Here is a 14,306-nt window from a genome sequence, read left to right on the forward strand (position 1 = left end):
TCATGAAATACGGTATTCTGATGTGACAAAACCTGAATCCTGGTCGTTAAAGTGTTTGTTTGCACTCATATTTTAACTGTTAGGACTCAGGTTTTTTTATTTAAAGCAAACTATGGGACAGCAGTGCATCAAATGGCCCTTTTTAGTTCTAAATGTGTCACTTGGAACTTAATTAGTATGCGTATTTCAGGTCGGTATAATCCGTTAATGATTTTTGAATATGAGCTTGAATAAATTCATTAATATCTTCAGGTGTCATTGCTGCACCTTGTTTGGTAATCACATGCTCAAACGGTGCTTGATCTTGCGCAATGATGCGATAAACAAAGTTAGTGATCACTTGAAAGCCTGCTTCTTGCTTTTGAATGCAAGTGACATAGAAATAGGCATGCTCAAAGTTTAAGTCAGTATGCGAAAAAATAAATTGTTCAAATAATTTTGCATTTTGACCGACATCTAAGCCCTTTAAATCGTCCACGATACTCGGGTCGAATTTCATGCCATATTTTGCTGAAATCGGTTGACCATCGACCAGTAGGTTAACCATGCCATCCTCAGTTGGAGTCACTGTAATATTGCTAAAGTCAGACATGTATCAATCCAATGTTTTTAAAGAATGCCTCAAGTATCGGCAAATTTGCTAAAAACTCAAGTCGACTTTCGCGTGGTCACTGCAAAATCATTCGGTTAATGATGCGTTGTAAAGATTCAAGACATAAAAAAAGGAAGCGCGATCTTCCTTTTTAAATTGGGTTTTCACCCTATTCATCTTGGGCATCTATGCTGGCACCGGTTAAATGCAAGCTGTCGTCACCCATTAAATATAAATATGCAGGCATGATGCTTTCAGGCGTAGGCAAAGTTTTTGGATCTTCGTCTGGATAAGCTTTTGCACGCATGGCAGTACGTGTCGCACCAGGGTTAATACAGTTAAAACGAATATTGGGGTGTTCATTTTCTTTAGCGAACAATGTGCTTACGGCTTCAATGGCAATTTTTGAAACCGAGTACGCGCCCCAACGTTCACGGGCTTCACGCCCCACACCTGAACTGGCAAAGACCACTGAGGCATGCTCAGATTTTTGTAGTAGTGGCATCAGCTCTTGAGTCAGTACAAAGGGCGCGCGAAGGTTCACCGCCATGACATCATCCCATACATCTACAGGATAATGTTCTAGTTCAGTTCGCTCACCCAAAATCCCTGCATTATGCAAAATGCCGTCTAGGCGACCAAATTGCTTTTCTAAGGTGTCGACCAATAGCTCATAGTCACGAGGAGAGGCACTAGACAGTTGTAGCGGTAAAATCGCCGGTTGGGGGGCACCCAATCCTTCAATTTCATCGTAAATCACTTCTAGTTTATTCAGTGTGCGTCCATGTAAGACCACGGTTGCGCCATGTAAGGCATAACTGAGGGCAGCCGCACGGCCAATACCATCGCCCGCACCTGTAATCAGGATAATGCGATCTTTGAGCAGATCGGGGCGAGGTTGATATTCTGAATATTTCATCCGTACCTCCTCGTTTTATTGTGTTGTGTTCTATCGTTATAAAGTCGCTGTGTTGAGCGTTTTCGGTTTGATGACCAAATCATGAATGACTTCATGCAATTCAGCAACAGTCTTCACTATACAATCTGCATGCCAAGCTGTTAAGTCATCTTTGTGTTGTAAAGGTAAATAGCCATAAGCCGCTAGAATTGTGTACATCTGCGCATTACGACCTGCATCGATATCACGTGGATGATCACCGACATAGATACAGTCTTGAGCATCTAGATGAATGTGCTTGGCTGCTAAATACATCGGCTCTGGGTCTGGCTTGGTTTTACTGACATCGTCTGGGCAAACCAATACCGAGCAGCGCTCAGTCAAATTCAACGCTTTGAGCAACGCTTCACTGAGTGAACGCGGCTTATTGGTGACAATGCCCCACGGAATTTGATGTTGTTCTAACTCTGCGAGTAGTGGATACATGCCTTCAAACAGATCGGTATCAACTGCAATATCAGCACCATACAGATCTAGAAAGCGTTGACGATGTGCCAGAAAGATAGGATCTTCAACGTCTAACTCTGGATAGACCAGTTTGACCATGGCACGCGCGCCTTCAGATACTTGTACACGAATATCTTCTGCACTGACCACCGCAATGCCTTTGTCACGGCACATGTCTTGAATAATACGAATAAAATCAGCCGCGGTATCAATCAGTGTACCGTCAAGATCAAAGAGTACAGCTTTCATTAGGCTTCTTTCACCGTATGAACCATGTAGTTCACATCCACATTCGGTGCGAGCCAATAGCGTTTGGTGATCGGGTTATAATGTAAACCTGTCATATCTTTGAGTTTTAACTCGGCTTGACGAATATCATGAGCTAATTCTGAAGGTTTAATAAACTTCGAATAATCATGAGTGCCTTTTGCCAACATGCGTAAAACATATTCCGCACCAATAATCGCAAACAAATAGGCTTTAGGATTACGGTTAATGGTCGAGAAGAATACATGACCACCCGGTTTTACCAGTTTTTGACACGCTAAAATAATTGATGCTGGATCAGGTACATGTTCGAGCATTTCCATACAGGTAACGACGTCATATTGACCTGCTTGTTCTTCTGCCAATTGCTCTACAGGCACTTGGCGATATTCAATATTTTGCACATTTTCTTGTTCGGCATGTAGGCGTGCAACATTTAATGGCGCTTCGCCCATGTCGATACCCAATACTTGCGCGCCACGACGTGCCATGCTTTCAGCTAAAATACCGCCGCCACAGCCTACATCTAATACTTTCTTGCCAGTGATACCATTTGAATGCTCATCAATCCAGTTCAAACGCAGGGGATTAATCATGTGCAAAGGGCGGAACTCAGAATGCTGATCCCACCATATGGCTGCGAAAGCTTCAAATTTGGCAATTTCTTGTGGATCAACATTCAATTGCGACATCGGTTGCACCTCAATCAAGTCTTTATATTTTAGAAAAAAGTTTATGGGAGTTAGTGTAGCGCGTCCTGAAAAAAAAGCGATAAAAGCCTTAAAAAAGTTCACAGAATGAAAACGAAATCGACAGATTTGATTTATAGTGTTGCCATAAACTAATCATAATGATTTTGAGGACGATAAGTTCAATGAAAAAATTCCTTTTAGGCACGATTACAACAGCTATTTTGGCTTTTTCTGGCAGTACGATGGCAGCGCAATTTGTCGCGGGGACTGATTACACAGTTATTCCAAAACCGATTAAAGTCGAACGTCCGGGTAAAATCGAAGTCCGTGAGTTCTTTTGGTATGGCTGCCCACATTGTTTTACATTAGAACCGCATATGCAAACGTGGTTAAAGCAATTGCCTAAAGATGTACGTTTTGTCCGTACACCTGCAGCAATGAACCCACTTTGGGAACAAGGCGCACGTGCTTACTATGCATCGGAAGCACTGGGTGTTCGTCAAAAAGCACATTTACAATTGTTCCATGACATTCATGTGGGTCAGAAAAATATCTTAGAACAAGGCGCATTTGCGAAGTTCTACACCCGTTATGGTGTTCCTGAAGCGAAATTTAACAGCACATTTAAATCATTTGCTGTGTCTTCAAAAATTGCTCAAGCGAAAAGCTTAGCGGCTCAATATCAATTGAGTGGCGTGCCTGCGATTACCGTCAATGGTAAATACATCGTACAAGGTGAAGATGCACGTACTGTTGAAATCGTGAAATTCCTTGTTGATAAAGAACGCAAAGCGAGATAACAGATGTCATAAAAAAGCCGCACTCGATGCGGCTTTTTTTATGACGGTACATTTTGCGTTTTATGGCGATAAATTTTGTGGATCAGAGATTTGAGCCAAAGATCGATCCCAATGTAAGATGCCACGAAATAAGAGCTGAACTTGAGTCTGAGCTTGGCGGCGAAATTGTTGTAGCGCATCCGTACGTTGTGGAAGGTCAATATGTCGATGTAAGTCAATCCACTGCATTGCCCAACTTAAGGCCAATTCAAACAAAATTTGTCCCAATACTTTGAGGTCTTGTTCGGATTGAATGTGTTGAGTCGCTTCAACTTGAGCCAGTGCATGGGCCAAATCAGTACTGAGAAAATTAAATTCACGTGTAATGGCTTGTCTTAAGGAAGCTGAACCACCCCAACGCTCTGCAATGAGAAACATCCATGCCTCAGGAAATTGCTCAACGGCATGAAATAAATAATCCAGACTCTGTCGTGTACGTGCATCGGGTGCTTGAAAGCATTGCTGACTCAGTTGATTGAGTACATTACGAAGGTGCAGGGCCATTTGGTCGACCAGTTCCAAACCGAGCTCATCCATGTCCTGAAAATGGCGATAAAACGCAGCAGGAACCAAGCCGACATGACGGGAAATTTCGCGTAAGCTCAGACTGCTAAAAGAACGGCCTGTGGTACTCAATGCAAGCGCTGCATCAAGGATAGCTTTACGACTTTGTTGCTTACGTTCTTCCCGTATCGACATGCAATTCGTCCTGAATTTTGCGTGGCTTCAGTCTAACAAATTTCCTGATGACGTACGACGGGCCTATCAAAACTTGGTTGAATGGATTTTGTAAATGCACACGAATGCGTCCCGAATCTGGCTGTACCTTCTGTTATAATGTGCCGCAATCAATTTTGTCAGATTAAGGACTCATTATGCGTATCGACCAACGAGCATTAGATCAATTACGTGAAGTAAAAATTACCCGTAACTACACACGTTATGCGGAAGGTTCTGTATTGGTTGAATTTGGTCATACAAAAGTTCTTTGTACTGCAAGTGTCGACAACTCAGTGCCGCGTTTCCTTAAAGGGAAAGGTCAGGGTTGGGTGACTGCTGAATATGGCATGTTACCTCGTTCAACACATACACGTACTGACCGTGAAGCGGCACGTGGTAAACAAAGTGGTCGTACACAAGAAATCCAACGTTTGATCGGTCGTAGCTTACGTGCGATGGTCGATTTGAAAAAATTGGGTGAAAATACCATCAGCATCGACTGTGATGTGATTCAGGCAGATGGCGGTACACGTACAGCATCAATCACAGGTGCAGCAGTTGCCTTGGTCGATGCAATGAATGTCTTGCTTGAAAATAAAAAAATTAAACAAGATCCATTAAAAGGTTTAGTTGCTGCGATTTCTGTAGGGATGTATCAAGACGAGGCATTACTTGATCTTTGCTATGAAGAAGATTCAAGCTGCCAAACAGACATGAACGTAGTGATGACACAAGCTGGTGAGTTCATTGAACTTCAAGGTACAGCAGAAGACAAACCATTTACACGTACACAGTGTAATGAAATGCTTGAACTGGCTGAAAAAGGCATTCAAGAATTGATCAAAAAACAACAAGAAGCTTTAGGCTGGTAAGTTGTTTGATTCAGTTTAAACTGAATAAAGAACGCATCTTCGGATGCGTTTTTTTATGCGCTGAATATAGAAAATCCAACAAGAATCACCTATTAAGCAGCGTGTCTTTGACTCAAATTAATAGAATCAGGATGCTTTGAAGGACTAAAAATGAAAAATTGGATGATGCATTTTTCTTTATTCAGCGTATTTTTGATCAGTGGTTGTGATTTTTGGGAAATCAGGTTCAAGAGCGTGAAGGTGGTCGTTTTTCTGAACAAAGTGAAAACTCAAAAGATCATGACGATGATCAAGATGAGCGCGAGCAGCATGAAGACGATGCGGAGCATGAAAAGGATTCTGAACATGAAACTGAACGAGCTAAACAACAGCAAGATGATGATTAAGTCATGCTAGAGGTTAAGCATCAAAAAGGGTGCAATAGCACCCTTTATTTATGTTTAGAGCAAGTCTAGAGCGTTAGGCATTAAAGCGCATAGATAAATCAATCGCTGTGACATCTTTGGTGAGCACACCCATCGAAATATAATCGACCCCTGTCGTTGCCACTTCACGTAAGTTTGCAATAGTGATATTGCCTGAGGCTTCAAGTTTGCAGCGACCATTCACATGTTTAACGGCATCAATCATTTGTTGCTGACTAAAGTTATCCAACATCACAATATCCGCACCTGCTTCTAACGCTTGGTTGAGTTCATCCCAAGTTTCGACTTCAACTTCCACAGGTTTGCCCGGTGCAATCTGGTGTGCTTTGGCAATCGCTTGTTGGATGCCACCTGCTGCCATGATGTGATTTTCTTTAATTAAAAACGCATCAAATAAACCTAAGCGATGGTTTTGACCACCTCCGACAGCAACCGCATATTTTTGTGCAATACGTAGGCCTGGCAAGGTTTTACGGGTATCGAGTAGACGAGTATGCAAACCTTCAAGCTGCTGGACATAGGCAGCGGTTTTGGTCGCTACTGCAGATAAGGTTTGTACAAAATTTAAGGCTGGACGCTCAACCGTCAGTAAGCTACGCGCAGAACCTGCGAGTTTTAAAAAGGCTTCGCCTGCGGCCACACGGTCACCGTCATTTTTCAACCAAGTGACTTGGACAGCGGCATCATAAGCCTGAATGAGTGCATTGACCCAAGGCTGACCCGCCAAGATCATCTCTTCACGGCTGATAATCGTTGCAGTTGCTTGTTCATCTTCTGGAGTTAACAGGGCTGTAATATCGCCTTCGCCAATATCTTCTTGTAGTGCGTGTTGAATATTGATTTGGATTGATTGTTCAAGCAAAGATTGCGATATGCTCATAAGAAGTTCCGTATCTTTTTTAACCCAGGAAAATGTGCGCGTTATATTAGCATTGTTCCTGAAAAATGAGCGATTTTTAACTACTTTCACAGACTTGAATTGAGATTTCAATGTGAAAGTTTTAGCATTAAAACTTTCAAGTAGGGCTCGGCGTTTTGATCTGCAGCATTGCAGGCCGGCTTAGACACAGGATTCTTTTATGTCACAAGCAACAACATTTCAGGTGCAGGATGGGCAATTGCTAGGTGCGCGTCAAATTCCATCACCGAATTTTAACCAGCGTCCTGAAGATACCGAAATTCAGCTTGTCGTCATTCATAATATTAGTTTGCCACCTTCTCAGTTTGGCGGTGGTTATATCGAACAATTTTTCCAAAATCAGTTGGATTGGTCGAAACATCCTTATTTTCAAACCATTGAAGGGATGCAGGTATCGACACATTTATTGATCCTGCGTACAGGCGAAGTCCTACAGTTTGTCAATTTTAATGATCGGGCTTGGCATGCTGGTCGTTCAACCTATTTAGCGCAAAAAGAATGTAATGATTATTCGATAGGTATTGAGCTCGAAGGAAGTGATGATTTACCTTTTGAAGCTGCACAATATGCCGTGCTGACCGAGGTCGTGGCGTGTTTACAACAGGCTTATCCTAAAATTCAACAACATATTGCAGGGCATTCAGATATTGCACCGGGACGTAAAACTGATCCGGGTCCATTTTTTGAGTGGAACGCTTTTCGTCAGCAGCTGCATCATTTTAAAAACAAATAAACAATACACACTGCGTTTAATAAACCAATGAAATTCCTTGACGAGTTTCATTACAATAGGCGCACTTTCAAAAGTGAGAAATACCGATGGCGCTTTGGCGTTCGACAGTTATTGTCAGTGCAATGACTATGTTGTCCCGTGTATTGGGACTGGTACGGGATATTGTCCTGTTAAATGTATTTGGTGCAGGTAAAGACTTCGATACCTTCGTGGTTGCCTTTCGTATTCCTAACTTTTTTAGGCGTTTATTTGCAGAAGGGGCATTTTCACAAGCCTTTATTCCTGTATTGACTGAATATAAAACCAGTCGAACCCATGCCGAAGTCCAGATTCTGATTAGCCGTGTTTTTGGCTGTTTAGGTCTAGTGATGACCAGCTTGACGTTCATCGCGATGGTGGCCGCACCCGCGATTATCTATATCTATGCACCGGGTTTCCATGGTGATGCAGACAAGTTTGCGTTAGCCACCGATATGTTTCGCCTAACGATTCCTTACTTACTGTTTATGTCCTTAACGGCATTTGCCAGCAGTATTTTGAATAGTTATGGCTCATTCAGTACACCTGCGTTCGCTCCAGTGTTACTCAATGTCGCGATGATTGCCGGTGCGCTATGGTTAACCCCTTATATGGCTGAGCCAATTATGGCTTTGGGTTGGTCTGTTGTCGCGGCAGGCTTCTTGCAATTGGCGATTCAGATTCCAGAGCTGTGGCGTAAAAAATTACTGATTCCACCGAAAGTTGACTTCAAACACGAAGGTGTTGATCGCATCATGAAGTTGATGCTGCCAGCACTGTTTGGTGTCTCAGTGACGCAGATCAACCTACTGTTGAACACCATTTGGGCGTCTTTCATGCAAGATGGTTCGGTGTCATGGTTATACAGTGCCGAACGGATGACCGAATTGCCATTGGGCTTAATTGGTGTCGCGATAGGTACCGTAATTTTACCTTCGTTGTCTGCGCGTCATGCTGAACAAGATCAAGAAAAATTCCGTCGTATGATTGATTGGGCAGCTAAGGTCATTATCTTGGTGGGTGTGCCTGCAAGTATTGCGCTTTTCATGCTCTCTACACCTATTATTCAGGCCTTATTTGAACGTGGTCAATTTAGCTTTGAAGATACACAGATGACCGCATTGGCATTGCAATGTATGAGTGCCGGTGTGATTTCATTCATGCTCATTAAAGTGTTTGCACCAGGGTTTTATGCGCAACAAGATACCAAAACTCCTGTACGTGTAGGTTTAATGGCGGTCGCAGCCAATGCCATTCTTAACGTGGTGTTTATTGGATTCTTTAAACTGATTGATTGGCATGCTGAGCATATGGCCTTGGCATTGGCATCCTCTGGTTCCGCATTAGTGAATGCAGGGATGCTGTATTTTTATTTACATAAGCGCAATATTTTTCGCTTTGGCGCACATTGGAAAAAGTTGGTGATTCAGTTTGCGATAGCCAATGCTGTGATGATTGCTGCACTGTGGTATGGCTTAACATGGTACAACGGTGATGTATCTGCGTGGATGCGTGTCGCGGAAGTGATCATCTTATGTGTGATTGGTGTTGCTGCTTATGGTATCGCCTTAATTGCAACAGGCTTTAGACCACGTCACTTAAAACCTTAAAGCTAAAACCTACAGCGTAATGCGTTTGACGTTGATGTAAAAAAATAAGAGCCTATAGGCTCTTATTTTTTTGATTGAGACTCAAGATGATAAAAACATACGTTTCTGATTCATGAGTCTGAGGGGAGTAATTTGTAGTTTAAAACGACATTGAATCAGTCACTCAGTCGCCTAAACTTTTCCTCGAGAGAGGAAACCAACAATTGCGAGAATGACTGCAATAACCAAAAGAATAACAGCAAAGTCTTTGGATAAGCCTGCCACACCACCAAAACCTAGCAGACTCGCAATCAAAGCAATTACAGCGAAAATAATAGCCCAGCGGAACATAGTTTTATCTCCATGTGATTTTTTATTCTGTCTCATCAGTATAGGAGTCACAGAAAGCATGCTATGTATTCTTTTGTTTATTTAATGTTCAATATTCGGTAACTTAAACAAGGAATTTATGTGCGGGTTCAGTTAATATGCCTGCCACCTTCGTTGCGAGCGAGAAGATGACCGATACTCTACGCCCACATTTTTGGAAAAAGCATGCTTTGACTGAACTCACTCATTTGGAGTGGGAGTCCCTCTGTGATGGTTGCGGGCTGTGTTGTTTAATCAAGCTTGAAGATGAAGATACGCAAGAGGTGGCATACACCAAAGTGGCATGCAAACTTTTAGATTGTGAAACTGCCAGTTGTTCCGATTATCCAAATCGCAAATCACACGTTGCAGACTGCATACAGCTGACACCTGAACAAATTCACCAATTTCATTGGCTACCGCCGAGCTGTGCTTATCGTAGAATTTCTGAAGGTAAAGATTTACCGCGTTGGCATCATCTCGTGACGGGAAGTCGTGACAGTATTTTGAAGGCACGAAAGTCTGCCGCAGGGCGTTGCATCAGTGAAGAAGACGTCAACCCTGATGATATTGAAGATTATATTGTGCGTTGGGTACGCTAAAGGACATAGATACGCTCTATCTTGGGGCTAGAGTTGATCTTGTATCATGGCCAGAAAGTCTTGTTCTGACAGAACCTGAAAACCATGCTGTTTGAGGAGTGCTGTGGTTACTCCATAGCCTTCAATTTTTGTACGCGTAAAGGTGCCATCATAAATATAATGACTGCCGCACGACGGGCTACGATCTTTTAAGACCACCACATCAACCTTATGCAATTGGGCCAATTCCAACATGCGGTGGGCACCCGCGATAAATTCAGCACTGACATCTGTGCCCAAGACATCTTTGACTTGGGCTGTACCATTGAGCACATCAGTGGCTTGACCATTTTGAATTTCTGCAGGAAAACGTGGACAGCTCAGGCCGCCCATCATTTCTGGGCAGGCCGTAATGACTTGGTGAGTCTGCATCAGTTGGCAAATTGCTTGTTGTGTATTTGATTTGGCATCATAACGAACGGGTTGGCCTGCCAGACAGGCACTGACTAAATACTTCAGTGTCATCGTGTCTTGCTCCACAAGTTTTAGTGACTCAAAAGTTCCATCGCATGGTCATAACTGAGCGGACGATAAAAGTAAAAACCTTGTCCAGTATGACAATTACATTCTTTTAAGGTATCGACCTGTTCCGGTTTCTCTATACCTTCGACTAATATATTCAGGGAAACACTCGCACCAATTTGGGTAATCGCTTTGACAATGGCTAGTGCTGAACAGTCGGTGTGCATGCGTTCCACAAAATTACGGTCGATTTTAATACAGTCGACAGGGTAGTTACTTAGACGTGTTAATGATGAATGACCTGTACCAAAATCATCTAAAGAAATGTGGATGCCATGGTCTTTCAATAAATTGAGGGCGCGAATCACATAATTTGAGCCACGTTCCGACAGGCTTTGCTCGGTAATTTCGACTTCAATAATGTCCGGTGAAATACCAAACTGCTTTAAGCGATTCAGTAGTTTTTCCGCATAATCATCACGTAAAAATTCGACAGGGGCAGCATTTATTGAAATTGGTAGCGGTTGTAGTCCGAGTTCAATCCATTTTTGAATATCTTGAAAGATTTTAATTTGCATCGTTTCACTAATGCGTGAAGCCAATTCATAATCTTGAAATGCAGCAAAAATTTGAGAAGGTAATTGTAATTGTTGGTCTTTATCGTACCAACGCAGCAAAGCTTCAAAGCCGACCACTTGACTGTCAGAAAGGCGAACTTTGGGTTGATAAAACGGAATAATTTGATTGGACTTAATCAGGCTGCGCGCTAGCGTTAATTGACGAGTGGTATTTTCAAGGATTTTGAACATGGTGTGGTTGAACATTCGCACCCCACCACGACCACTGCCTTTTAAATCATTCAGTGCAATATCTGCGCATTTAAGTAAATTCGAGGAATTTTGTGCATCGCGTGGGTAGATCGCGCAGCCAATACTCATACCTATATTGATGCTTTGTCCATTATAGAAAATCGGCATATCCATTTGCTGACAGGCGATGCTGGCAATATCTGTTAATTGTTGTTGCGATTTTAAGTTAGGAATAGAAATGGCAAATTCATCGCCACCTAAGCGTGAAACCACGATATTTGCATCAAAACAGTGCTGAAAACGCTGCCCAAGGGTATGCAGTAAATGATCTCCGGCACTATGCCCTAAGGTGTCATTAATATGCTTAAAATAATCCAGATCGATCAATAACAAACCCAGTTGTTGCTGATGTTCTCGTGCCACTCTTAAGTGACTTTTAAAGACTCGACTAAAGGCACGGCGGTTTAATAAACCTGTTAAATCATCCTGTTCAATGATCCGTTGGAGTTTATTTTCCGCCAGTCGCTGTACCGTAATATCACGGGAGACACAGAGAATTTCTTTGACTTGGCCATATTCGTTGAATACTGGGCTGAGCATGTTATCCCAATAAGCCATGGGTTCATCGGCCACTTGGCTCATGCCGACAAAGCGAGAAGTTTTTCCTTGTTTGGCTTCTGCAAAAGCATTCAGACACGCGTCGCGGACTTCTTCAGGCAATAATTTGTGCCATGACATACCAAACTCAGTTTCAGTCGGCGACACACCGAGAGCTAAGCAACCAGCGCGGTTCATATGCAGAATATGACCGTGTAGGCTTAATAATTTAATACAGTCGACACTGGCATCTAACATTTGATTACGGCTGTCGAGTTTTTCGCGTAATTCTGCACATTGGGTATGTTGTAATTGTATATTCTTGGCTTGAGGCATTTGTTGAAATGAATATATAGATAGATCAATGCCTTGTTGAACTTGAGGTATTTGCTTTTGCTTTAATGATTGCTTCATACAATCTGTCCAATTGGGTCAGGCAAGCTAAAAATGGGATATCTAGCCGATCATACTTTAATTTGATCGATAAGGGCTAGGAGGTCTTGTTACATTATAGTTAACATTCGCCTAAGCTTTTTTACATGCAAGATACTTAAATAACGACATCAAACCAGCCTCTTAAATTGAATATCGAATAAAGCAAAGATTCTGCCAAGGCAGTGTTAGAATAGAAAAAACGTCCCCAATTGCCGGAAACGAAATAATAAGATGTCAGACAGCCAAATTCCTCTTCCTGAACGCATGCGTCCTCATGATTTATCTCAAATTATTGGACAAGATCACCTTCTGGGTGAAGATGCACCGTTACGCCAGATGATTGACCAAGGGCATTTGCCATCGATTATTTTTTGGGGACCTCCGGGTGTAGGTAAAACCACAATTGCGTTGTTGTTAGCGCAGGCCGTTGACCGACCATTTATTAGTTTATCTGCGCTCAATACTGGGGTGAAAGAGTTACGTGAAATCATCGCCGATGGTGGAGATTTATTGACACCTGTGGTGTTTATTGATGAAATTCATCGTTTTAATAAGTCACAACAAGATGCCTTACTGAATGCAGTTGAAAAGGGCAAAATTACTCTGATTGGTGCAACCACAGAAAACCCTTCATTTGAAGTTAATAATGCCTTATTGTCCCGTTGTCAGGTCTATACCTTAAATGCTCTGGATAATGACGCAATTCAGCGCTTATTGGATCAAGCGATTCAGCAAGATTCGTTTTTAAAAGAGCGTTATATTCAAATCGAAGAATATGAAGCTTTATTTCAATTTGCCGCAGGTGACGCTCGTAAAGCATTAAATCTTTTAGATTTAATCGCCAGTACGTTTGAGCCAGACTTAGAGAATATCATTAACAATGCGGTGGTAGTCAAAGTTGCGCAGCAAAATATTGCACGCTATGACAAATCGGGCGAACAGCATTATGATCTAGTTTCGGCTTTTATTAAGTCGATTCGAGGCAGTGATCCAGATGCCGCTTTGTATTGGATGGCTCGAATGCTCAAAGGTGGTGAAGATCCTGTTTTTATTGCCCGTCGTATGTTGATTGCGGCATCTGAAGATATTGGCAACTCAAATCCAAATGCTTTACTGTTGGCTGGAGAATGTTTCCGATCTGTGCAGGCAATTGGTATGCCTGAATGTCGAATCATTTTGGGGCAATGTGCGGTGTATTTGGCAACCAGTGCTAAAAGTAACAGTACTTATTTGGCCATCAACAAAGCCTTAGATTTGGCAGAAAAAACCTCGAATCTACCTGTGCCACTACATTTGAGAAATGCATCAACCAAATTGATGAAAGAGCAAGGCTATGGCGTGGACTATTTATATCCACATCATTATCCTGAGCATTTTGTCATGCAGGATTATATGCCGCCTGAACTGAAAGGCACTAAGCTGTATGAGTCTGCACGTAATAAACGTGAAGTTGAAGGTGAGCGTTTGCAGCAACGCCGTTGGATGCAACAACAACAGCAGTAATAATTTGAATGATCATAATGGCAAGGCGCTTCGGCGCCCTTTTTTATGTCTATTTCATGCAAAAAAAAGCCCAACTCAAGGCGAGCTGGGCTGAAAAAATAGGATGTCTTTGGGGGAGATACATCCTAGAGGGTAGATGGAAAATCTGGTCGGCATACACATTGGAGAAGTATAGATCCTGGTGCTGCTTGATATGTAGCTATCTTAGTGTGAACGTGGGTAAATGTGAAACAGAGGATTTTTATGGTTAACATTTGTTTTTTCGATCATGGATTAATCGAGTAATATTTCACTCTGTACACGACAAATTTCACAGAACCCTTATCCTATCAGGATTCTGCTTTCTTAAAATTGCCAAAATTTCCTTAAACTCTTCTTTTTTCCCAAAACCAATTAAACGCTGAATCGCCATTTGAACA

The 14,306-nt window shown here is 42.3% G+C and carries 16 protein-coding genes; 7 read left to right on the top strand and 9 right to left on the bottom strand.

Translation table 11 applies throughout. The features are described 5' to 3' along the window. Window positions 1-172 precede the first annotated feature (172 nt). From FTU17_RS15270 to ubiG, 4 genes are all read right to left on the bottom strand, one after another. Window positions 173-592: a hypothetical protein gene (locus FTU17_RS15270; protein WP_111885093.1), complete on the bottom strand. Its 420-nt coding sequence runs from the start codon at window positions 590-592 to the stop codon at window positions 173-175. Between the two features lie 169 nt (window positions 593-761). Continuing rightward, window positions 762-1,511, bottom strand: a complete 750-nt coding sequence (locus FTU17_RS15275) for a YciK family oxidoreductase (protein WP_078190639.1) — start codon at window positions 1,509-1,511, stop codon at window positions 762-764. Window positions 1,512-1,547: 36 nt separating this feature from the next. Beyond that, entirely contained in the window at window positions 1,548-2,246 is a 699-nt protein-coding gene (locus FTU17_RS15280; RefSeq protein ID WP_180135948.1) for an HAD family hydrolase, read from the bottom strand. Further along, window positions 2,246-2,956 carry a bifunctional 2-polyprenyl-6-hydroxyphenol methylase/3-demethylubiquinol 3-O-methyltransferase UbiG gene (gene ubiG / locus FTU17_RS15285; protein ID WP_078190637.1) on the bottom strand — a complete coding sequence of 237 codons (711 nt, stop codon included), beginning with the start codon at window positions 2,954-2,956 and terminating at the stop codon, window positions 2,246-2,248. Before ubiG ends, FTU17_RS15280 begins: the two co-directional genes overlap by 1 nt. A gap of 182 nt (window positions 2,957-3,138) precedes the next feature. On the opposite strand from ubiG, the gene FTU17_RS15290 reads away from it, so the two are divergent. Next, window positions 3,139-3,756, top strand: a complete 618-nt coding sequence (locus FTU17_RS15290) for a thiol:disulfide interchange protein DsbA/DsbL (protein ID WP_180135949.1) — start codon at window positions 3,139-3,141, stop codon at window positions 3,754-3,756. A gap of 60 nt (window positions 3,757-3,816) precedes the next feature. On the opposite strand, the gene FTU17_RS15295 is transcribed toward FTU17_RS15290, so the two are convergent. After that, window positions 3,817-4,494, bottom strand: a complete 678-nt coding sequence (locus tag FTU17_RS15295) for a TetR family transcriptional regulator (RefSeq protein WP_180130524.1) — start codon at window positions 4,492-4,494, stop codon at window positions 3,817-3,819. A gap of 176 nt (window positions 4,495-4,670) precedes the next feature. Between FTU17_RS15295 and rph the strand changes: the two genes are divergently transcribed. Next, window positions 4,671-5,387 carry a ribonuclease PH gene (rph, locus tag FTU17_RS15300; RefSeq protein WP_078190634.1) on the top strand — a complete coding sequence of 239 codons (717 nt, stop codon included), beginning with the start codon at window positions 4,671-4,673 and terminating at the stop codon, window positions 5,385-5,387. Window positions 5,388-5,599: 212 nt separating this feature from the next. After that, window positions 5,600-5,773, top strand: a complete 174-nt coding sequence (locus FTU17_RS15305) for a hypothetical protein (protein ID WP_180049681.1) — start codon at window positions 5,600-5,602, stop codon at window positions 5,771-5,773. A gap of 73 nt (window positions 5,774-5,846) precedes the next feature. Here the strand turns inward: FTU17_RS15305 and nadC are convergent, their stop codons facing one another. After that, on the bottom strand, window positions 5,847-6,692 hold the full coding sequence (gene nadC / locus FTU17_RS15310) for a carboxylating nicotinate-nucleotide diphosphorylase (RefSeq protein ID WP_111885101.1): 846 nt from the start codon (window positions 6,690-6,692) through the stop codon (window positions 5,847-5,849). 199 nt (window positions 6,693-6,891) lie between these two features. Here nadC and ampD point away from each other — a divergent pair, with 199 nt between their 5' ends. Both ampD and murJ read left to right on the top strand, forming a co-directional pair. Further along, the gene (gene ampD, locus FTU17_RS15315; protein ID WP_078190631.1) at window positions 6,892-7,464 is read left to right on the top strand and encodes a 1,6-anhydro-N-acetylmuramyl-L-alanine amidase AmpD; all 573 of its coding nucleotides are present in this window, start codon (window positions 6,892-6,894) and stop codon (window positions 7,462-7,464) included. A gap of 86 nt (window positions 7,465-7,550) precedes the next feature. Further along, window positions 7,551-9,092, top strand: a complete 1,542-nt coding sequence (gene murJ / locus FTU17_RS15320; protein WP_078193266.1) for a murein biosynthesis integral membrane protein MurJ — start codon at window positions 7,551-7,553, stop codon at window positions 9,090-9,092. A 171-nt stretch (window positions 9,093-9,263) separates the two neighbouring features. Here the strand turns inward: murJ and FTU17_RS15325 are convergent, their stop codons facing one another. Continuing rightward, window positions 9,264-9,422, bottom strand: coding sequence for a DUF1328 domain-containing protein (locus FTU17_RS15325; RefSeq protein ID WP_005006601.1), 159 nt, complete (start codon window positions 9,420-9,422; stop codon window positions 9,264-9,266). A 167-nt stretch (window positions 9,423-9,589) separates the two neighbouring features. Here FTU17_RS15325 and FTU17_RS15330 point away from each other — a divergent pair, with 167 nt between their 5' ends. Beyond that, window positions 9,590-10,042, top strand: a complete 453-nt coding sequence (locus tag FTU17_RS15330; RefSeq protein ID WP_168379729.1) for a YcgN family cysteine cluster protein — start codon at window positions 9,590-9,592, stop codon at window positions 10,040-10,042. Window positions 10,043-10,069: 27 nt separating this feature from the next. Here FTU17_RS15330 and FTU17_RS15335 read toward each other — a convergent pair whose 3' ends face one another. Together FTU17_RS15335 and FTU17_RS15340 are read right to left on the bottom strand one after the other, a co-directional pair. Continuing rightward, a complete protein-coding gene (locus tag FTU17_RS15335) occupies window positions 10,070-10,546 on the bottom strand; it encodes a DUF523 domain-containing protein (RefSeq protein WP_180004334.1) in 477 nt (158 codons plus the stop codon). Window positions 10,547-10,566: 20 nt separating this feature from the next. Next, window positions 10,567-12,363, bottom strand: a complete 1,797-nt coding sequence (locus tag FTU17_RS15340; RefSeq protein WP_180135950.1) for an EAL domain-containing protein — start codon at window positions 12,361-12,363, stop codon at window positions 10,567-10,569. A gap of 252 nt (window positions 12,364-12,615) precedes the next feature. Between FTU17_RS15340 and FTU17_RS15345 the strand changes: the two genes are divergently transcribed. Beyond that, window positions 12,616-13,887 (top strand): replication-associated recombination protein A, encoded by a 1,272-nt coding sequence (locus tag FTU17_RS15345; RefSeq protein ID WP_180135951.1) that lies wholly within the window; start codon window positions 12,616-12,618, stop codon window positions 13,885-13,887. The last annotated feature ends 419 nt before the right edge of the window (window positions 13,888-14,306 follow it).

The sequence above is a fragment of the Acinetobacter sp. YH12070 genome, from assembly GCF_013419625.1.
GTDB lineage: Bacteria > Pseudomonadota > Gammaproteobacteria > Pseudomonadales > Moraxellaceae > Acinetobacter > Acinetobacter amyesii.

Excerpts from the sequence above, each read along its gene's own strand:
- FTU17_RS15270 (WP_111885093.1), bottom strand. The coding sequence starts at position 592 with ATGTCTGACTTTAGCAATATTACAGTGACTCCAACTGAGGATGGCATG.
- FTU17_RS15275 (WP_078190639.1), bottom strand. The coding sequence starts at position 1,511 with ATGAAATATTCAGAATATCAACCTCGCCCCGATCTGCTCAAAGATCGC.
- FTU17_RS15280 (WP_180135948.1), bottom strand. The coding sequence starts at position 2,246 with ATGAAAGCTGTACTCTTTGATCTTGACGGTACACTGATTGATACCGCG.
- ubiG (WP_078190637.1), bottom strand. The coding sequence starts at position 2,956 with ATGTCGCAATTGAATGTTGATCCACAAGAAATTGCCAAATTTGAAGCT.
- FTU17_RS15290 (WP_180135949.1), top strand. The coding sequence starts at position 3,139 with ATGAAAAAATTCCTTTTAGGCACGATTACAACAGCTATTTTGGCTTTT.
- FTU17_RS15295 (WP_180130524.1), bottom strand. The coding sequence starts at position 4,494 with ATGTCGATACGGGAAGAACGTAAGCAACAAAGTCGTAAAGCTATCCTT.
- rph (WP_078190634.1), top strand. The coding sequence starts at position 4,671 with ATGCGTATCGACCAACGAGCATTAGATCAATTACGTGAAGTAAAAATT.
- nadC (WP_111885101.1), bottom strand. The coding sequence starts at position 6,692 with ATGAGCATATCGCAATCTTTGCTTGAACAATCAATCCAAATCAATATT.
- ampD (WP_078190631.1), top strand. The coding sequence starts at position 6,892 with ATGTCACAAGCAACAACATTTCAGGTGCAGGATGGGCAATTGCTAGGT.
- murJ (WP_078193266.1), top strand. The coding sequence starts at position 7,551 with ATGGCGCTTTGGCGTTCGACAGTTATTGTCAGTGCAATGACTATGTTG.
- FTU17_RS15325 (WP_005006601.1), bottom strand. The coding sequence starts at position 9,422 with ATGTTCCGCTGGGCTATTATTTTCGCTGTAATTGCTTTGATTGCGAGT.
- FTU17_RS15330 (WP_168379729.1), top strand. The coding sequence starts at position 9,590 with ATGACCGATACTCTACGCCCACATTTTTGGAAAAAGCATGCTTTGACT.
- FTU17_RS15335 (WP_180004334.1), bottom strand. The coding sequence starts at position 10,546 with ATGACACTGAAGTATTTAGTCAGTGCCTGTCTGGCAGGCCAACCCGTT.
- FTU17_RS15340 (WP_180135950.1), bottom strand. The coding sequence starts at position 12,363 with ATGAAGCAATCATTAAAGCAAAAGCAAATACCTCAAGTTCAACAAGGC.
- FTU17_RS15345 (WP_180135951.1), top strand. The coding sequence starts at position 12,616 with ATGTCAGACAGCCAAATTCCTCTTCCTGAACGCATGCGTCCTCATGAT.